Annotated in this window: 11 protein-coding genes and 1 riboswitch; all 11 genes read left to right on the top strand. The window is 65.5% G+C overall.

Annotated features, from left to right (window positions below):
• The first annotated feature begins 1 nt into the window (after position 1).
• Positions 2–2,605, top strand: a complete 2,604-nt coding sequence (metH, locus tag V6B15_RS10825; RefSeq protein WP_334201145.1) for a methionine synthase — start codon at positions 2–4, stop codon at positions 2,603–2,605.
• A gap of 57 nt (positions 2,606–2,662) precedes the next feature.
• Positions 2,663–2,759: riboswitch (glycine riboswitch) on the top strand.
• A 171-nt stretch (positions 2,760–2,930) separates the two neighbouring features.
• Positions 2,931–4,085, top strand: coding sequence for a glycine cleavage system aminomethyltransferase GcvT (gcvT, locus tag V6B15_RS10820; protein WP_442969023.1), 1,155 nt, complete (start codon positions 2,931–2,933; stop codon positions 4,083–4,085).
• A gap of 5 nt (positions 4,086–4,090) precedes the next feature.
• Positions 4,091–4,462 (top strand): glycine cleavage system protein GcvH, encoded by a 372-nt coding sequence (gene gcvH, locus V6B15_RS10815; RefSeq protein WP_320180919.1) that lies wholly within the window; start codon positions 4,091–4,093, stop codon positions 4,460–4,462.
• 35 nt (positions 4,463–4,497) lie between these two features.
• On the top strand, positions 4,498–5,865 hold the full coding sequence (gene gcvPA / locus V6B15_RS10810; protein ID WP_334201143.1) for an aminomethyl-transferring glycine dehydrogenase subunit GcvPA: 1,368 nt from the start codon (positions 4,498–4,500) through the stop codon (positions 5,863–5,865).
• Entirely contained in the window at positions 5,862–7,433 is a 1,572-nt protein-coding gene (gene gcvPB / locus V6B15_RS10805; protein ID WP_334201142.1) for an aminomethyl-transferring glycine dehydrogenase subunit GcvPB, read from the top strand. Before gcvPA ends, gcvPB begins: the two co-directional genes overlap by 4 nt.
• A gap of 94 nt (positions 7,434–7,527) precedes the next feature.
• Positions 7,528–9,624, top strand: a complete 2,097-nt coding sequence (locus V6B15_RS10800; protein ID WP_334201141.1) for an adenylate/guanylate cyclase domain-containing protein — start codon at positions 7,528–7,530, stop codon at positions 9,622–9,624.
• On the top strand, positions 9,611–10,336 hold the full coding sequence (locus V6B15_RS10795; RefSeq protein WP_334201140.1) for a hypothetical protein: 726 nt from the start codon (positions 9,611–9,613) through the stop codon (positions 10,334–10,336). Before V6B15_RS10800 ends, V6B15_RS10795 begins: the two co-directional genes overlap by 14 nt.
• A gap of 85 nt (positions 10,337–10,421) precedes the next feature.
• A complete protein-coding gene (locus V6B15_RS10790; protein WP_334201139.1) occupies positions 10,422–11,825 on the top strand; it encodes a multiheme c-type cytochrome in 1,404 nt (467 codons plus the stop codon).
• On the top strand, positions 11,825–13,804 hold the full coding sequence (locus V6B15_RS10785; RefSeq protein ID WP_334201138.1) for a heme-binding protein: 1,980 nt from the start codon (positions 11,825–11,827) through the stop codon (positions 13,802–13,804). The genes V6B15_RS10790 and V6B15_RS10785 overlap by 1 nt, the downstream gene beginning before the upstream one ends.
• Positions 13,804–15,654: a hypothetical protein gene (locus tag V6B15_RS10780; RefSeq protein WP_334201137.1), complete on the top strand. Its 1,851-nt coding sequence runs from the start codon at positions 13,804–13,806 to the stop codon at positions 15,652–15,654. Before V6B15_RS10785 ends, V6B15_RS10780 begins: the two co-directional genes overlap by 1 nt.
• Positions 15,654–19,808, top strand: coding sequence for a multiheme c-type cytochrome (locus tag V6B15_RS10775; RefSeq protein ID WP_334201136.1), 4,155 nt, complete (start codon positions 15,654–15,656; stop codon positions 19,806–19,808). The genes V6B15_RS10780 and V6B15_RS10775 overlap by 1 nt, the downstream gene beginning before the upstream one ends.
• Positions 19,809–19,871: the final 63 nt, after the last annotated feature.

Below are 19,871 nucleotides of genomic sequence, written 5' to 3'. Positions count from 1 at the left end.
AATGACCGACCAATCCACCGCACGCTTCGTCAATATCGGCGAACGCACCAATGTGACCGGATCTGCGCGGTTCAAGAAACTGATCATGGCGGACGATTACGATACCGCGGTCGAAGTCGCGCGCCAGCAGGTCGAAAACGGTGCGCAGGTGATCGACGTCAATATGGACGAGGGCCTGCTCGATGCCGAGCATGCGATGACCACCTTCCTCAAGCTGATCGCCGCCGAACCCGACATCGCGCGCGTGCCGGTGATGATCGACAGTTCCAAATGGGACGTGATCGAGGCCGGGCTCAAATGCGTTTCGGGCAAGCCGATCGTCAATTCGATCAGCATGAAAGAGGGCGAGGCGCAGTTCCTCGACCAGGCCCGCAAATGCATGGACTATGGTGCGGCGGTGGTCGTCATGGCGTTCGACGAGACCGGGCAGGCGGACACCAAGGAGCGCAAGGTCGCCATCTGCGCGCGCGCCTACGACCTGCTCACCGGGATTGGCTTCCCGCCCGAGGACATCATCTTCGATCCCAACATCTTTGCGGTCGCAACGGGCATCGAGGAGCATGACCGCTACGGGCTCGACGTTATCGAGGCGCTGGCCGAGATCAAGGCGCAGCTCCCGCATGTGCGCACCAGCGGCGGGCTGTCCAATCTGAGCTTCAGCTTCCGCGGTAACGAGACCGTGCGCCGCGCCATGCATTCGGTCTTCCTCTACCATGCGATCCCCGCCGGGCTCGACATGGCGATCGTCAATGCGGGCCAGCTCGACGTCTACGACCAGATCGACCCTGTCCTGCGCGAGGCGTGCGAGGATGTGATCCTCATGCGCCGCCCGGATGCGACCGAGCGGCTGATCGACCTTGCCGAAAGCTACAAGGGCAAGACCGCGGCCGAGGAAAAGGCCGCCGAGGAATGGCGCGGCTGGCCGGTCGAACGCCGGCTCGAACACGCGCTGGTCAAAGGCATCGACGCGCATGTGGTGGCCGACACCGAAGAGGCGCGCCAGCGGTTCGACCGTCCGATCGAAGTGATCGAAGGCCCGCTGATGGACGGCATGAATGTCGTCGGCGACCTGTTCGGCAGCGGCAAGATGTTCCTGCCGCAAGTGGTCAAATCGGCGCGCGTCATGAAAAAGGCGGTCGCGCATCTGATCCCCTTCATCGAAGCGGGGAAGGAAGAAGGCGCGCGCGCCAAGGGCATCATCATCATGGCGACGGTGAAGGGCGATGTGCACGACATCGGCAAGAACATCGTCGGCGTGGTGTTGCAGTGTAATGGCTATGAAGTGATCGATCTGGGCGTGATGGTGCCCTGGTCGCAGATTCTTGCCGCGGCGAAGGAACACGATGCCGACATGATCGGCCTGTCGGGTCTCATCACCCCTTCGCTCGACGAAATGGTCACCGTCGCCGAGGAAATGAAGACCGCCGAGATGACCATGCCGCTGCTGATCGGCGGGGCGACCACCAGCAAGGTGCACACCGCGCTGCGCATCGATCCCGCCTATCCCGGGCCGGTCATCCACGTGCTCGACGCCAGCCGCGCGGTCGGCGTGGTCAGCCGGCTGCTGTCCGACACGCAGCGCGATGAATTCGTCGATACGACCGCCGCCGACTATACCCATGTCCGCGATACGCGTGCGGGCAAGGGGCAAAGCGAATTGCTCAGCCTCGCCGATGCGCGGGCGAATTTCTACGACGCGTTCCTGTCCGACAAGGCCGCCCCTCCGCTGCACCCGGGCGTGCATGTGTTCGATGATTGGGACCTTGCCGAACTGCGCAGCTATATCGACTGGACGCCGTTCTTCCGCGCGTGGGAATTGCACGGCACCTATCCCAAGATTCTCGATGATCCGGTGGTCGGCGAAAGCGCGCGCAGCCTCAAGGCCGATGCCGAGGCGATGCTCGACCGGATCGTGACCGAGAAATGGTTCACCCCGCGTGGGGTCGCGGGTTTCTGGCCCTGCGCGCGCGATGGCGACGATGTCACGCTGCACCTGGCCGAGGAAGAGCGGCATGTGACGCTGCCCTTCCTGCGCCAGCAGGTGAAGAAATCGCGCGACCGCGCCAATATGTGCCTCGCCGATTTCATCGATCCGGCGGGGGACTGGCTGGGCGGCTTCGCGGTCGGCATCCACGGGATCGAGGAGCATTCGAAACGCTTCCTCGCCGACAAGGACGATTATTCCGACATCCTGCTCAAGGCGCTGGCGGACCGGTTCGCCGAGGCTTTTGCCGAGCGGCTGCACCAGCATGCGCGCACCGATCTGTGGGGCTATGCCCCGCAGGAACAGCTGACCAATGAAGCGCTGATCAAGGAGCAATATCGCGGTATCCGTCCCGCGCCGGGCTATCCCGCCTGTCCCGATCACAGCCTCAAGCCGATCCTGTTCGAACTGCTCGATGCCGAGGCGAATACCGGCATCAGCCTGACCGAGAACTTCGCCATGTATCCCACCGCCGCGGTCAGCGGGTTCTATTTCGGCCACCCCGAAGCGCAATATTTCGGCGTGGCCCGCGTCGGGCGCGACCAGCTGGAAGACTATGCCGCCCGCCGCAATGTGGATATCGCCACGGCGGAACGCTGGTTGCGGCCAAACCTGGATTGACCGCGCTGCGGTAATATCGCAGTGCAGCACAGGTCGGCGGCAGAAGCGATTCTGCAGCAGGCGCGCACGGGAGAGCCCGGATGGCGACGTCCATCTGGCGCCGAAGGAGCAACCGCCCCGGAAACTCTCAGGCTAAACGGACCGTGCGCTCCATCGGCACTCTGGAAAGCGCCATGCGCCTGCGCGTGGCCACCGAAGGGGTAAGCGCACCCATATGTGCGCCAGTCTCTCAGGTTTCCCGACAGAGGGGGCATGGTTTTCGGCGCACCGCGAGGGCGCGCCCCATGCTTGTGAGGGACGGGACTTGAGCGACGACACCGAAGACATGATCGCCGAAACCGAAACGCTGCCGCTCGATGCGTGGCATCGCCGCAAGGGCGCGCGGATGGTACCCTTTGCGGGTTACCATATGCCGATCCAGTACGAAGGCATCGTGATCGAGCATGGCTGGACCCGCACCCAGGCAGGCCTGTTCGATGTCAGCCATATGGGCCAGCTCATGGTCACCGGCGACAAGGCCGCCGCGGAACTCGAAAAGCTGCTCCCTGGGGCGATCGCATCGCTCGAGCCGGGCAAGGTGCGCTATTCGCTGTTGATCGGCGAAGACGGCGGCATCCTCGACGATCTCATGGTGACCAATGCCACGCCGTGGATCGAAGGCGACGAGGAAGCGGGCACCGAGGGACGCTGGGGCGAACCGGCCTATTACCTCGTGGTCAACGGCGCGATGAAATGGGACGACATCGCCCATCTGCGCGAACATCTCGATGACGATGTCACGCTCACCCACATGGACGAACACGCGCTGATCGCGCTGCAGGGGCCCAATGCCGCGACCGCGCTCAACCGCGTGATGCGCAACGTCATCGACGACATGGTGTTCATGGAAAGCGTGGTCCACGACTTCGGCGAATGGCCGCTGCGGATCACGCGTTCGGGCTATACCGGCGAGGACGGGTTCGAAATCTCGGTCCCGGCCGAATTCGCCGAAAGCCTTGCCGACCGCCTGTGCGCCGAAATCGAAGTGCGCCCGATCGGTCTGGGCGCACGCGACAGCTTGCGGCTCGAAGCGGGCCTGCCGCTCTACGGCCACGACATCACCACCGAAACCGATCCCGTCTCCGCCGATCTCGGCTTTGCGCTGACCAAGCGCCGCCGCGAGGAAGGCGGCTGGATGGGTCACGAACCCGTGATGAAGGCGTTTACCGAGGGACCCGCCCAAAAGCGCGTCGGCCTCGCCATCGACGGCCGGATGCCCGCCCGCGAAGGCGCGCTCGTCTATTCGGGTGACACGCAGGTCGGCCGCATCACCAGCGGCGGCTTTTCGCCCACGCTCGAACGGCCCATCGCCATGGGCTATGTCGATACCGCGCTTGCCGCCGAAGGCACCGAACTCGAAGTCGAGGTGCGGAAGAAAAGGCTGCCTGCCACGGTCGCCTCGCTCCCCTTCGTCCCCCATCGCTACCACAGAGGGAAATGATCGAAATGGCCCGCTATTTTACCGATGAACATGAATGGATCGACGTCGAGGGCGACACCGCCACCGTCGGGATCACCGATTACGCGCAAGGCCAGCTGGGCGACATCGTCTTTGTCGAACTGCCCGATGTCGGCAGCGTGATCGAGAAGGGCAAGGATGCCGCCGTGGTCGAAAGCGTCAAGGCGGCGAGCGATGTCTACGCGCCGATCAGCGGCGAGATCATGGAAACCAACGACGCGCTCGAAGACGACCCCGCGCTGGTCAACACCGCCCCGGAAGAAGACGGCTGGTTCTTCAAGATGACCATCGGCGACAAGTCGGAGTTCGACGGTCTGATGGACCTGGCCGCCTACAAGAGCTTCTGCGACGGGCTTTGATCCGCTGATGCCCCGCGGGGCGTGAAGGAACCACGATGCGCTACCTACCCCTGACCGATACCGACCGTTCGGCCATGCTCGAGACAATCGGCGCGCCCGATATCGATGCGCTGTTTGCCGATGTGCCCGAGGCAGCGCGGCTTTCCGGCCCGATCGAAGGCCTGTCGATACACGCCAGCGAAATGGCGGTCGAAAAGCATATGCGGCGGCTGAGCAAGAAGAACCTCGCCGCAGCCGATGCGGCGTTCTTCCTCGGGGCAGGGGCGTACAAGCACCATATCCCGGCCAGCGTCGACCACATCATCCAGCGCGGCGAGTTCCTGACCGCCTATACGCCCTACCAGCCTGAAATCGCGCAGGGCACGCTGCAGATGCTGTTCGAATTCCAGACGCAGGTCGCGCGGCTCTATGGCTGCGCGGTGGCCAATGCCTCGATGTACGACGGCTCGACCGCGTGCTGGGAAGCGGTGGCGATGGCGGGCCGTGTGGCGCGAGGCAAGAAGCGCAAGGTCGTGCTCTCGGGCGCGCTGCACCCGCATTATGCCGAAGTGGTGCGGACGATGGCCAAGTTCACCGATGACGAGATCGCCGGTGCGCCGCCCAGCCTGACCGCCAGGCCCGACGACGACGGGCTGATTGCGCGGATCGACGGGGACACCAGCTGCGTCGTGGTGCAATATCCCGATATCCTTGGCCGCCTGCCCGACCTCGCGAAAATCGCCGAGGCCGCGCATGACCAGGGCGCGCTGCTGATCGCGGTCAACACCGAACCCGTGGCGCTCGGCGCGATTGCATCACCCGGTGAACTGGGTGCGGACATCGTGGTGGGCGAAGGCCAGTCGATCGGCGTCGGCCTGCAGTTCGGCGGCCCCTATCTCGGCCTGTTCGCCGTGCGCGATGAAAAGCACGTCCGGCAGATGCCGGGCCGCCTGTGCGGCGAGACCGCCGATGCCGAGGGCAAGCGCGGTTTCGTGCTGACGCTGTCGACGCGCGAACAGCATATCCGCCGCGAGAAGGCGACCTCGAACATCTGCACCAATTCGGGGCTCTGCGCGCTGGCATTCAATGTCCATATGACACTGCTCGGCGAGAAGGGGCTGCGTCGGCTGGCGATGGAGAACCACCGCCTTGCCTGCTTTGCCGCCGACCGGCTGACCAAGGTGCCCGGCGTGAAGCTGCTCAACGACGCGTTCTTCAACGAATTCACGCTGCTGCTCGACGGCGATGCGCGCAGCATCGTGCGCGAGCTGACGCAGCAGGATATCCTCGCGGGCGTCTCGCTCGCGCGGCTGTTCCCGGGCCATGATGCGCTGTCCAACGGGCTGCTCGTCGCGGTGACCGAAACCACGACCGAGGAGGACGTGGAAACGCTCGCCTCCGCCCTTGAGGAGGTGCTGGCATGAACGCGCGCAACGCATCGGGCTGGAAGCCCGGCACCCCCGTCGAAGGACACAATGCGATGAGCGGCCCCGACACCGCCACCGGCAACCGCGCGCTGATGCTCGAGGAACCGCTGCTGTTCGAGATCGGCCATGTCGAAACCACCGGGGTGGACCTGCCCGAACCGCAAGCGGGCGCCAATCGCCTCGGTGGGTTCGATCGCAAGGATCCGATCGGCCTGCCGGGCCTGTCCGAACCCGAAACCGTGCGCCACTACACGCGCCTGAGCCGCCAGAATTATGCGATCGACCTCGGGCTGTTCCCGCTCGGCTCGTGCACGATGAAGCACAATCCGCGGCTCAACGAGAAGATCGCCCGCATGCCTGGCTTCGCCGATGTTCATCCGCTGCAGCCGGTCGATACGGTGCGCGGCGCACTCGAAGTGATCAACGAATTGGCGCATTGGCTGATCGATCTGACCGGCATGCACGGCGTCGCTATGAGCCCCAAGGCCGGAGCGCATGGCGAATTGTGCGGCATCCTGTGCATCCGCGCCGCGCTCGAAGCCCGCGGCGATGCGCGCGAGGTCATCCTCGTCCCCGAAAGCGCGCATGGCACCAACCCCGCCACCGCGGCTTTCGCCGGCTACCGGGTCGAGGATATCCCCGCCAATTCGGACGGAAGGGTCGATCTCGAAGCGCTGAAGGCGCGTCTCGGCCCCGATGTCGCGGGGGTGATGATCACCAATCCCAACACCTGCGGCCTGTTCGAACGCGACATGAAGGCGATTTCCGACGCGGTCCACGAGGCCGGCGGCTTCGTCTATTGCGACGGAGCGAATTTCAACGCCATCGTCGGGAAGGTGCGCCCTGGCGACCTCGGCGTCGACGCGATGCATATCAACCTGCACAAGACCTTCTCCACCCCGCATGGCGGCGGCGGCCCGGGTTCGGGCCCGGTCGTGCTGTCCGAAGCGCTCTGCCCCTATGGCCCGCTGCCGTTCACCGCGCGGACCAAGGATGGCACGGTCCACCTGGTCGAGGAAGAGAACGCTGGCGAATTCGACCACACCAAGGCCTTCGGCCGGATGACCGCGTTCCACGGCCAGATGGGCATGTTCACCCGCGCGCTGGCCTATATCCTCAGCCACGGTGCCGATGGTCTCAAGCAAGTGTCCGAAGACGCCGTGCTCAATGCCAATTACATCCTGCGCAGCCTCGAAGACGTGCTCGATGCACCCTTCGGCCACAGCGGGCCGTGCATGCATGAAGCGCTGTTCAGCGACAAAGGCTTCGCCGACGACGTCTCGACGCTCGATTTGGCCAAGGCCCTGATCGACGAGGGCTATCACCCGATGACCATGTACTTCCCGCTGGTGGTGCACGGCGCGATGCTGGTCGAACCGACCGAGACCGAAAGCAAGGCGGCGCTCGACCAGTTCATCATGGCGCTGCGCAGCGTAGCCGGGCGCGCCAAGGCGGGTGACGAAACGCTCAAGACCGCGCCGCATTACGCGCCGCGCCGCCGGCTCGACGAAACGCAGGCCGCGCGCAAGCCGGTGCTGGCGTGGAACGATCCCGATATGGCGTGACGCTAACGGGGGTTGCGGCATTGCGTTACTGCTCTACAACCGCCGGATAACACAATAAAAATGGGTCGTTCGATGGACCGCGGGGAGGCGGGGGTTGAGCGAGGACAGGGACGACAATCTGCTGATCCGCGGCTGGCGCAATGTGCGCGAGGCCGGCCCGCGTCGTCTGGTGTTGACCGCGGTGCTGGTGCTCATGGCGCTGCTGATCGCGCGCTACAGCTGGAACATCCCGCATGAGGTGGTGCCCGACGAATGGCGTATCGAAGGCGCCGAGAATGTCGACATCACCACGCCGGGTACGGGCGACGCCGAACGCGCGCTCTATGACTGGCGCAGTTCGATCCTGGCGGACAAGATCGAGCAGGACGATCGCATCACGATGGTGGTCTATGACGACCAGACGCTGATCGCCGCGCGCAAACGCTCGCCGCTCGATCGCGGGATGCTGTCGCGCGCGCTGCAGATCATCGACGGGATGGAGCCCAAGGCGATCGGGCTCGATATCCTGTTCGACCAGCCGCAGGACGAGGATGCCGAACTGCTCGCCACCTTGCGCGGCATGCAGACCCCGACGCTTGTCGGCTATGCCAATTTCGCGACTAACGAAGCCGATATCGTCTACGACCAGCAGGTCTATCTCGAGGAGTTCCTCGCCCAGCTCGAAGGGTCGAATGCGACCCCTGCCAGCATCCGGCTCGACAACACCAATGGCGTGACGCGCAAATGGCCGAGCATCGAACCCGACCTACCGCCGGTGCTGGGCCGCGCCATGCTCCGCGCCGCGGGCGAGGGCGAGCTGGCACTGCCGGGCTACGAAGGGGCGTTGCGCTATCGCCATCCCGCGTTCGAGAACGAGCCGATGTACGGGCGTCTCCAGATCGACAATTTCCTCGATCCGGTGCTGATGGAAATTCCCGAGGTGCGCGCCATGCTGCGCGAACAGATCGAGGGGCGCTATATCCTCGTCGGCGGCGACATCATCGATTACGACCGCGTCCAGACCACCCTCTCCAGCGTCATCGGCGAAAATCCCGCCGGGCTGCGCGTCCATGCGGATATGATCGCGCAAATGCTCGACGGCGACCGGCGCGGGCAGGTGGGGGGGCTCACCCTGTGGTTGATGGCGATACTGGTGGTCGCGACTGCCGTGCTCACCGGTCTGCTCGAATGGGGTAGCTGGCGCATCTACCTGCTGCTCGCGGCGCAGTTCGGCACCTTTATCGGCGTGCCTTTCGTGATGGAATGGCAGGGGGTCGATACGCTCGGCGTGCCCGCTGCCGGCTGGCTGCTCGGCTGGATCATCGCCTTTACCGCAGTGGTGTCCGCCGCGCGCGCGAGTGGCGCGGTGCAGCGGAATTTCGCGCAAGGCGCGCTGGGCAAATACCTCCCGCGCGAAATGGCGCAGGAAATCCTCGAAAACCCGCAGCTGCTCTCGCTCCATGGCGAGAATAAGGAACTCTTCGTGCTGTTCTCGGACCTCGAGGGCTTCACCAAGATGAGCCATGCGATCGAACCGGAAATGGTCGCCAAGCTGCTCAACCGCTATCTCGACATGCTGTCGGACGTGGTGCTCGATCATGGCGGCGTGATCGACAAATTCGTCGGCGATGCGGTGGTCGCCTTCTGGGGCGCACCGATCGCGCGGCCCGACGATGGCGAGCGCGCCGCCCGCGCCGGTTATGCCCTGTGGCAGGCGGGCGAGGCGTTTCGCGAAGAAGTCGCGGCAATGGACGCCGGGCTACCCAAGATCGGCAAGACCCGCGTGGGGCTGCATTTTGGCGAGGCGGTGGTCGGCAATTTCGGCGGCGAGAACCGCATCCAGTATACCGCGCTGGGGGACAGCATGAACACTGCCGCCCGGCTCGAGGCGGCCAACAAGGCGCTGGCATCCAGCGTCATGGCCAGCCGCGAATTCGCCGACCGGGCGGGGCTCGACTGGTGGCGTCCGATGGGCCGCGTGGTCCTGCGCGGACGCGCGCGCGCCGTCGAGCTGATGGAGCCGGTACCCGATTTCCCCGCTGCCGATCGCGCAATGCTGGCGGATGCATACAAGCTGGTCGGGACGGACGATGCTAGGGCAGCGGAAATCATCGCCGATGTCGTCAGCCGTCATCCGGCTGACACGGCGCTGGAAAACCTGTTATATCGAATTCAGAACCTGGATGATGGAGGGGCTTATGTCCTCGGTTAGGAACATACTCGCAGGGGCCGCGCTCTCGTTTGCAGCGCTCGGTTTTCTCGGATCGGCACCCGCGCAGGCCGGGGTGGTGGTCAAGTCCAGCGGGCCGTCTGCCGAAACCTATCCGGTGGGCAAGAAGCTCGACGATGCGGCAAGTGTTACGCTCCGCACCGGCGACAGCATCACCGTGCTGACCGGCAGCGGGACACGCGTCATCTCGGGTCCGGGCACGCACCGGGTGGGGGCACGCGGCGCGAGCAAGCGGACCGCCTTTGCCATGCTCACCCGCCAGCAGTCGGGCGCCCGCGTCCGGACGGGGGCGGTGCGCGGCGGGGCTACCGGATCGTCCACCAATTCGAATCTGTGGAACATCGACATCAGCCGCCCGGGCAAGGTCTGCCTCCCGGCAGGCGATGCCATCACCTTCTGGCGTCCCTCGATCGAAGGCGGGGAAACCTGGGTGCTGGGTTCGGCGATTTCGGATTTCCACCTCCATTTCACCTTCGAGGACGGCTCCGCCACCGCTTCGCTCAGCGCCGACGAACTGCCGCTGGCGCAGAACCGGCTCTACGACCTTTCGGGTCCGGCGGGCGGGGCGAAGCAGCGCCTCGAGTTCATCGCGCTGGACGAAACGCCGCAAGATCCCGAAGATCTGGCCGTCGCGCTGGCCAATCTCGGCTGCATGGGCCAGCTTGACCTCCTGAGCGAGAAACTGGCGAGCTAAGTATCTACCGGTGGCCCCGCGGCACGGGGCATGGCGGCTGCCGCGGGGGGCGGCAGCAGCAGATTAGGGCAATCGGGGAGGGCCGATGAAACGCCGGGCAGCACGCTGGCAAGGGGGACGGGGCGGAGCCGTGCGGGCGTTTGCGCTCGCGCTGCTGCTTGCGCTGGCCGCTGTTGCGCCCGCGAGCCCCGATTCCTCTGCCGCCAACGCCCAGTCCTCGACTGCAAACTTCGAAGGCGTGGCGACCTGTGCCGGCTCGACCTGCCATGGCCGCTCCGAAGGCAATGGTGCGGTCGTCCGGCAGGACGAGATCGCGACCTGGCAGGCCCCGTCTTCGGCCAGCGGGGCGCACAGCCGTGCCTATTCGGTGCTCGCCAGCCGCCGCGGCCGCCAGATCGCGCAGACCTTGGGGCTGGGGGCAGCGACCTCCGCGCCAGCCTGCCTCGGCTGCCATGCAACCTATGTCCCACAATCGCGCCGCGGCGCGCGCTTCCACATCAGCGACGGGGTGGGCTGCGAAAGCTGCCACGGCGCGGCAGAGGGCTGGCTGCAGGTCCATTACGAGAAGGCAGCCAGCCATGCTTCCAATGTGCGCGCGGGACTGGTGCCGCTCGAAGACCCGCAGGTGCGCGCGAAAATCTGTCTCGATTGCCATTACGGCAGCACCGATACCGGCCAGTTCGTCACCCATTCGATGATGGCCGCTGGTCACCCGCGGATTTCGTTCGAACTCGATCTTTTCTCCTCGCTGCAGCAGCATCACACCGAAGATGCCGACTATGCCCGCCGCAAGGGGCGCAGCGACAGCGTCCGGCTGTGGGCGGTGGGCCAGGCGGAAGCGGTCGCGCGGGCGACCGATCTGTTCGCGCGGCCCGGCTTCGGCATGCGCGGCATGTTCCCCGAATTCTATTTCTACGACTGCCACAGCTGCCACCGCGCGATCACTGACGGGCCCGCCCGGCGGCTGACGTTCGAGACCAATCCCGGTCGGCCGATTCCCTTCGGCAATGCGCCGTTCAACGATGAAAACATCATCATGCTGTCCGCAGTCGGCCGGGCGCTGGCCCCCGGCGCTGGCGAGGCATTCGGCACCGCGAGCGTGGAATTCCACCGCGCGATGGGCCGCGACCGGGGCAGCGCGCAGCAAGCCGCGATTGCCTTGCGCGAGCGGGCGCAAGCGCTGTCCAATGCGCTGGCCGCGCGCTCGTTCGGCAGCAATGATGCCTATCAGGTGATCGCGGCGATCGCCTCGCAGGCGACCGCGCCGCGCTTTACCGATTACGCCGGGTCGGTCCAGGCGGTGATGGCGGTCGATACGCTGCTCAATGCGCTGGTCCGCGAAGGCCGCGTGACGGTCGGCGCGGCGGCTGCGATCCGTGCCAATATCAATCGCGCTTATGCCGCAGTGGCCGCGCCGGAGACCTATCGTCCCGCCGCATTCCGCAGCGCGCTGGCCAGCGCGACATCCGCGATCGGGAGCCTGCGATAATGCGCCGGCGCGCGCTTGGCTGCCTGACGGGGGCCCTCGCTCTGGTCCTGGCATCCTGCGGCGGCGATGGCGGATCGACGGGCGGCGGTGGAGGCGGCACGGCGTCTCCGACACCCAGCCCCACGCCGACCACCGGGGGCCGGCTGTTCACCGATCCGGCGCAGCGCGCGCTGTCGGTCGGAGATGTCCAGCAGATCATCGCGCAAGCCGTGGGCGAGGCACAGGCGCGCGGCCTGCCCGCCACCGTCGCGGTGGTCGACCGGGTGGGCAATGTCCTCGGCGTCTTCGCCATGACCGGCACGCCGGGCAACACCCGCATCAGCCGGCGCACGATCGCGGGGCGCGCCGCGCCGGGTGACGAGGTCGGGTTACAGGGCGTCCAGGTGCCCACCGCCGCCGCCGCCATCGCCAAGGCGATCACCGGCGCCTATCTCTCGAGCGGGGGCAACGCCTTTTCGACCCGCACCGCCAGCCAGATCGTGCAGGAGCATTTCCCGCCCGCCGCCTCGACCGTGGGGCTAGAAAGCGGGCCGCTGTTCGGCGTGCAGTTCAGCCAGCTGCCCTGTTCGGACCTGTCCACGCGGATGAGCGACGGGATGATCGGCCCGCAGCGCTCGCCGCTCGGACTGGCAGCGGACCCGGGCGGTTTCCCGCTGTACAAGGACGGCGTGGTGGTCGGCGGCATCGGCGTTGCCGGCGACGGCAATTACGGCTTCGATCCCGATACGATCGATGTGGACCGCGCCGCCGAGGAATTCGCCGCACTTGCGGGGACTCAGGGATTCACCCCGCCGCGAGAAATCGAGGCGGACCGGATCCCGGTCGACGGGACCAGCCTGCGTTATAGCGATATCGCGGCCAGCGACCTGGGGCCGCTGCAGCGCAGTTTCGGTGCGGTCAACGGCCCCTTCGGTACGCTGGTGCCGGTGTTCGGCTACAATAACGGCACGATCCGCGCGGGGACCGCCTATGGCACCAATGCTTCGGGCATCCGCCGCAGCACTGCGGGCGAGTTTGCCAATCGCGATGCCTATGTGCTGGTCGACGCGGCAGGAACACCGCGCTTCCCGATCCGCGCGGGGACCGACAGCGCAAGCATTGCCAATCCGCTGAGCGCGGCCGAAGTGCGCGCGACGATGGAGGAGGCATTCACCGTCCTCAGCCGCGCGCGCGCGCAGATCCGCCGTCCGCTCGACAGCCGGATGCAGGCGTCCATCAGCGTGGTCGATACGCATGGCGCGGTGCTCGGGATCGTGCGTTCGCCCGACGGGCCGATCTTCGGCACCGACGTATCGCTGCAGAAGGCGCGCACCGCGGCGTTCTTCTCGAACCGTGTCGCGGCGGCGCAAATGCAGGCTGCCGGACCCGCGGTGGCGGACTATGTCCAGCGGGTGCGCAGCTTCCTCGGCGACGCGAATGCGTTGACCGGGACCTTTGCCTTTGCCGATCGGTCGGGCGGCAATTTGTCGCGGCCCTATTTCCCCGATGGCGAGGTGGGCGATGTGGCCGGCCCGCTCTCGGTCGAACGGCCGGGCCAGTTCAGCCCGTTCATGACCGGGCTGCAGACCGAGCTGATCGTCCCCAATCTCGTCCAGCATCTCGGCTTCGTGATTTCGGGCGGGGCCAGTCCCGATACGCCGCGCGCCTGCACGCAAGTACCCGATGCGCCGGGCGGCGGGAAGCGGCTGGCCAATGGCATCCAGATCTTCCCCGGTTCGGTACCGATCTATCGCGGGGACCAGCTCGTCGGCGGTATCGGGGTTTCGGGTGACGGGATCGACCAGGACGACATGGTCAGCTTCCTTGGCCTGCATAATGGCGGGCAGCGCACGGGCGGTATCGGCAATGCGCGCTTCGAAATCCGCGCCGACCGGATCGTGGTCAACGTCAACGGGCGCAATGTGCGGCTGCGCTACGTCAATTGCCCCTTCGCGCCGTTTCTCGACGATCCCCGCCAGAATGTCTGCGAGGGGCTGTGATGGCGGCGGCCGCGCTTACTCCGCTGGCTTTGTTGCTCGCTGCCCAAGCGGAACTGCCGCCCGAGCCCGCGCCTGCCGAAGCGCCGCCGGCGGTCAATCCCGAACCGGGCGAACCCGCCGCGGTCGACCCGGCGATCATCGATGGTCGCCGCCGTCCCGATTATACCGAACCGCTGCCCGATGCGGTGTCGCAGACCAACGAGGGCGCGGTGCGCGCGCCGCCGCCCGAGGCGTTCCCGGTCGACCAGGTCCCGATCCCCGACCGCTGGCGGCTGGTCGAAAGCCTCGGCCTCGTGACCGAACGCTGGTGGGACCCCTATAACCAGAACACCTACAAGGGCGACCGGCCGATTAATCCGGACAAGGTGCCGTGGCTGCCGATCACCGGCGACGACTGGTTCTTTATCGTCAATGCGATAAGCGACACGGTGTTCGAACCGCGCACCTTCCCCATACCCATGGGAGTGCAGACGACCGAGAGGCCCGACAGCATCGACGTCTTCGGCAAGGACACCAGCTATGTCCTGTCGCAGAGCTTTATCGTCGGCGCCGCGCTGCTCAAGGGCAGCACCGCCTACAAGCCGCCCGATGTCGAATACCGCGTCACGCTGGCGGCCAATCTCAATTATGTCGATGTGCCCGAGCGGCGCGTGCTGTTCGTCGAGCCGAGCAAGCCCTCGCATCGTTTCGACCACTTCGTCGGCGTGCAGGAAGCCTTCTTCGACTATCACTTCCGCAATGTCTCCGACCGCTACGATTTCGATAGCGTGCGGATCGGCATCCAGCCGTTCCAGGCCGATTTTCGCGGGTTTCTGTTCAACGACAACCAGCTTGGCGTGCGGTTTTTCGGAACGCGCGACAACAACCGCTTCCAGTATAATTTCGGCGGGTTCTGGCGGCTCGAGAAAGACACCAACAGCGGTCTCAACGCGGTCCTGCAAACGCCGCGCGATGATTACGTCTTCTACGTCAATGCCTACCGCCAGGATTTCCTGATCCCCGCGCTGACAAGCCAGCTGACCTTCGTGTGGAATGCCAATCGCGAGGCCCAAGACGTCCAGATCGACGACAATGGCTTCCCGGTGCGGCCCGCCTTGCTGGGGTCGCTGCGCGGGCGCGATTACGATGTCTTCTACCTCGGCTACAATGCCGACGGTCGGATCGGACGGATCAATCTGACGGGCAGCGCCTATTATGCCTTCGGCGAGGATCGCAATTCCTTCTTCACCGACCGGCCCGCCGACATCAGCGCCTATTTCGCCGCGCTGGAGGCGAGCTACGACCGCGACTGGATCCGCTTCCGCCTTTCTGCCGCTTATGGCAGCGGCGACGGCGATCCCTATGACGATGTCGAGACCGGCTATGACGCGATCTTCGAAAATCCCGTCTTTGCCGGGGCCGATACGTCCTACTGGATCCGCCAGACGATTCCCTTTGCCGGCGGCGGCCGCGCGATCAGCGTCAACGGGCGCAATGGCATCCTCAATTCGCTGCGCAGTTCGAAAGAGCAGGGGCAGTCCAATTTCAACAATCCCGGGCTGATGCTGCTGGGCGTGGGCGCCGATTTCGATATCACGCCCGAGTTTCGCCTTTCCGCCAATGCCAACCACCTGTGGTTCGAGAACACGGCCACGCTGCAGGCCCTGCGCAACGAAGGTTCGATCCCGAAGGCGATCGGCTGGGACCTGTCCGCCGCCGCGATCTGGCGGCCCAAGGCGACGCAGAACATCGTTTTCCGCCTCTCCGCAGCGACGCTGATTTCCGGTGACGGTTTCGACGACCTGTTCACCTCGCTCGGCAATCCGCGCGCCTATTATTCGGTGCTCGCCAACGCGGTGCTGACCTACTGATGCGCAGCCTTTCCCGCCTCCTGCTGGCCATCGCCGTCATGCTTCTCGCCGGGGCCGTGGGCCTGCGCGCGGCGGAGAAGGAAAACCCGGTCAAGCGCGACTACAGCCTCGTCACCGCCGCGCCTGCGCCGCGGGTCCAGACCGAGGCGCAGATGACGGCGAAATCGGCGGGCTGCGTTTCCTGCCATGTCCGCACCGACCAATCGACGATGCACGAAACGCCTGCCGTGCGGCTGGGCTGCATCGATTGCCATGGTGGCAATGCAGAGGTCTTCGGCGACAGCGACCTGCCGCATAACGACCCCGCCTATACTGCCGCGCGCGATGCGGCGCATGTGCTGCCCAAATATCCCGAAAGCTGGCACTGGCCCTCGTCCGCCAATCCCAAGCGCAGCTATGGCCTGCTCAACAAGGAAGACCCGGTCTTCGTTCGCTTCGTCAACCCGAGCGACTATCGCGTGGTGCGCGAAGCCTGCGGCGCTTGCCATATCGAGACGATCGAGGCCTCCGAACGCTCGATCATGGCCACCGGCGCGATGCTGTGGGGCGGTGCGTCCTATAACAACGGCATCCTGCCCTTCAAACGCTACATCCTCGGCGAGGCTTACACGCGCGACGGTGAGCCCGCGAAGATCGAAAGCCCCGGCGCGCCGGTAGCCAGTGTGACCGACAATCAGGAGGCGCGCGGTGCGCTGGCGGCGCTCTATCCGCTGCCGACCTGGCATGTGATCCCGCCGGGCGACGTGTTCCGCGTGTTCGAACGCGGCGGGCGCAATGTCGCCAGCCAGTTTCCCGAGGTCGGCATTCCCAATCCCACCGGGCTGATCCAGCGGCTCGAGGAACCCGGGCGGCCCGATCTCAAGCAGTCCAACCGCGGTGCGGGCACCGGCCTGCGCGTGGCGATTCCCGTGCTCAACATCCACAAGACGCGCCTCAACGATCCCTTCATGTGGTTCATGGGGACCAACGACCAGCCGGGCGATTATCGCCATTCGGGCTGCGCGAGCTGCCATGTGGTCTATGCCAATGACCGCGAGCCGCGCCATTCGCTGACCTATGCGCAATATGGCCGCGACGGGCAGAGCGCGACTGTCGATCCGACCATCGCCGGGCTCTATGAAGGCGCGCGCGGGGACGCGCATGGCGGGGGTCACGGCGCAGGCGACGACGCGGGCCATGGCGCGGTCAAGCAGCCCGGGCATGACGATCATGCGGTGGATCGGCCAGCCGATGGCCCGGAGAAGGAACGCGGCCATCCGATCCGGCATACCTTCACCCGGTCGATCCCGACCGCGCAATGCATGAATTGCCACATGCACCAGCCGAACATCTTCCTGAATTCCTATCTCGGCTACACGATGTGGGATTACGAGAGCGATGCGCCGCATATGTGGCCGAAGGAGCAGAAGTATCCCACCGCCGAAGAAGTGCACGCGGTGCTCGATCGCAACCCCGAAGCCGCCGCGCCGAAGGGCAAGTGGGCCGATCTCGATTTCCTGCGCAATGTTTACGACCTCAATCCCGAGCTCAAGGACACCCAGTTCGCCGATTATCACGGACACGGGTGGAATTTCCGCGCGATCCTGAAACGCGACCGCGAAGGCAATCTGCTCGACAAGGACGATAATATCGTCCCGCCCGACGATCCGGAAAAATGGCGGCGCGAGGGCGAGGGCAAGTTCGTCGAACCCGGCATCAATCCGGGCAAGACCGTCCACATGATGGACATCCATGCCGAAAAGGGCCTGCAATGCGCCGATTGCCATTTCGCGCAGGACAGCCACGGCAACGGGCTGATTTATGCCGAGGTGGCCAATGCGGTGGAGATCGGCTGCAAGGATTGCCACGGCACACCCGATGCCTATCCCACGCTGCTGACCAGCGGCCCCGCCGCGCCGCCCAAGGGCAACGATCTCTCGCTGCTGCGCAATCCGGATGGCAAGCGGCGATTCGAATGGACCTATGGCGACGATGGCCGGCGGGTGCTCGTCCAGCGTTCGATCGTCGATCCCGAGCTTGAATGGAAAGTCAGTCTGGTGCGCGACAGCGTCGATCCGGTCTCGCACGAATTCAATGCCAAGGCCGCGCGCGCCAAGCTGATGAGCAAGCAAGGCGCGGAAACCGGATTGTTCGAATTCGGCACCGGCATCGCGCCCGAAGACCGCGCGCATGGCACCGAGGAAATGGCCTGTTTCACCTGCCATTTGTCATGGACGACAAGTTGCGGCGGGTGCCACCTGCCGATCGAGGCGAACTGGAAAACCAAGTCGCACCATTACGGGACCGAGGAAACGCGCAATTTCGCGACCTACAATCCGCAGGTGGCGCGCGACGAGATGTTCCAGCTCGGCCGCCACCAGACCACCAAGGGCAACCAGGTCGCACCGATCCGTTCGACCAGCGCGCTGGTGCTGTCCTCGACCAATATCAACCGCGAGCGGATCTATGTGCAGCAGCCCCCGGTCGCGGCCTCGGGCTATTCGAGCCAGGCCTTCGCGCCGCATTTCCCGCATACGGTGCGGCTGACCGAAACCAAGACCTGCACCGACTGCCATCTGTCGGCGGCGGACGACAACAATGCGATCATGAGCCAGCTGCTGCTGCTCGGCACCAATTTCGTCAATTTCGTCGGGCTCAACGCCTGGGTCGGGCTCGATACCGGCTTCGAGGCGGTGCGCGTGACCGAATGGGACGAACCGCAGACCGTGCTGGGCAGCTATCTGCACAAATACGCCTATCCCGATTACTGGCGCATGCATGTCGAGGACAATGATCGCGAACTGAAGGACTGGATCCGCGGCCAGACCTTCGATGGCGATGCCAGCGGTGAAACCAAGCCATTCGAGCAATTCGCCAATGTCCACGAGGGCACGCGCGATGGCGTCGGCTGTCTGCAGCTGCGCGGCGAATACATGTTCGTCGCCGAAGGGAAGGGCGGCTTCCGCGTCTACGATGTCGCCTCGATCGCCAATAAGGGCGTCTCCGAACGCATCCTCACCGCGCCGTTCAGCGCTATGGGACACGACACGCATGTGAAGACGAAGAATGCCACCTGCATGGCGCTGGCGACCACCCAGCCGGTCCGGCCCGACCGCAACCGGGCGATGGCCGCGACCCCCGTCAACGATGCCGCGGGCAATCCGGTGCTCAATGCCGACGGTACGCCGATGACGCTGCTGCAGGTCAATGAAGAACAGCCGATGAAGCCGATCTACGACTATGCGGTGGTCACCGACGCGGTCGAAGGGCTGGTGCTGGTCGATATCGTGACGATGGCCGATGGCGAATTTCGCAACAACCAGCTCGAGCGCACGCGGTTTGCCGATGGTAGCACGGCGTGGAACCCCGATGGCGTGCTCGCGGGCGCGCGGCATGTGACGCTCGCCGGGGACATCGCCTTCATCACCGCCGACGCCGGGCTGGTGGTGGTCGATCTGGCAACCCCGACCGACCCGCAGTTGATGGCCGTGCGCGCGCTTGCCGATGCCCGCGCCTCCACCATCCAGTTCCGCTATCTCTGGGTGACCGATGCCGAGGGGGTGAAGCTGTTCGACGTCACCGACATGCGCAATCCGGTCGCCATGCGGCAGGCGAGCGTGCCGCTGGCCGATGCGCAGCGGGTCTATGTCGCGCGCACCTATGCCTATGTCGCGGCCAAGCAGGACGGGCTGGTGATCCTCGATGTGACACGACCGCTATCGCCCCGCATCTACCAGAAGGTCACGCTGGGCGGGACGCTCAATGATGCCGAGGACGTCATCGTCGGTTCGACCAATGCCACGCTGTTCGCCTATGTCGCCGACGGGCGCAACGGGTTGAAGGTGCTGCAGCTGACGACGCCCGACAGCCAGCCGAACTTCTATGGCTTCAGCCCCGCGCCCAAGCCCGAACTAATCGCCTGGGCGCGGACCAAGGGGGCCGCGCGCGCGCTCAGCAAGGGGATCGACCGCGACCGCGGGGTCGATGAGACCGGCGGTCAGATGGCGGTCTTCGGGCGGCTCGGATCGCGCCCGTTCAACCGCGAGGAGATGGAAAAGCTGTTCCTCACCCGCGCCGGCGTGCCGTGGAAGGTTTCGGACGAGCCCGATATGGGCGCATGGGTCGGCGGGCGCGGACCGTGGCTGGACCCGGACCGGGCCGCGCTGGGCGACTGAGCGCCCCGGAATATTCCCCGGATCAGGAAGTCACATTGCTGTGCGTCGCCCCATCAGGGGGCT

Source organism: Qipengyuania sp. Mu-71 (assembly GCF_036867055.1).
GTDB classification, from domain to species: domain Bacteria; phylum Pseudomonadota; class Alphaproteobacteria; order Sphingomonadales; family Sphingomonadaceae; genus Qipengyuania; species Qipengyuania profunda.
This window is presented reverse-complemented; position numbering and strand designations above follow the sequence as displayed.

Coding starts and splice junctions, on each gene's coding strand:
- metH (WP_334201145.1), top strand. CDS start 2: ATGACCGACCAATCCACCGCACGCTTCGTCAATATCGGCGAACGCACC.
- gcvT (WP_442969023.1), top strand. CDS start 2,931: ATGATCGCCGAAACCGAAACGCTGCCGCTCGATGCGTGGCATCGCCGC.
- gcvH (WP_320180919.1), top strand. CDS start 4,091: ATGGCCCGCTATTTTACCGATGAACATGAATGGATCGACGTCGAGGGC.
- gcvPA (WP_334201143.1), top strand. CDS start 4,498: ATGCGCTACCTACCCCTGACCGATACCGACCGTTCGGCCATGCTCGAG.
- gcvPB (WP_334201142.1), top strand. CDS start 5,862: ATGAACGCGCGCAACGCATCGGGCTGGAAGCCCGGCACCCCCGTCGAA.
- V6B15_RS10795 (WP_334201140.1), top strand. CDS start 9,611: ATGTCCTCGGTTAGGAACATACTCGCAGGGGCCGCGCTCTCGTTTGCA.
- V6B15_RS10790 (WP_334201139.1), top strand. CDS start 10,422: ATGAAACGCCGGGCAGCACGCTGGCAAGGGGGACGGGGCGGAGCCGTG.
- V6B15_RS10785 (WP_334201138.1), top strand. CDS start 11,825: ATGCGCCGGCGCGCGCTTGGCTGCCTGACGGGGGCCCTCGCTCTGGTC.
- V6B15_RS10780 (WP_334201137.1), top strand. CDS start 13,804: ATGGCGGCGGCCGCGCTTACTCCGCTGGCTTTGTTGCTCGCTGCCCAA.
- V6B15_RS10775 (WP_334201136.1), top strand. CDS start 15,654: ATGCGCAGCCTTTCCCGCCTCCTGCTGGCCATCGCCGTCATGCTTCTC.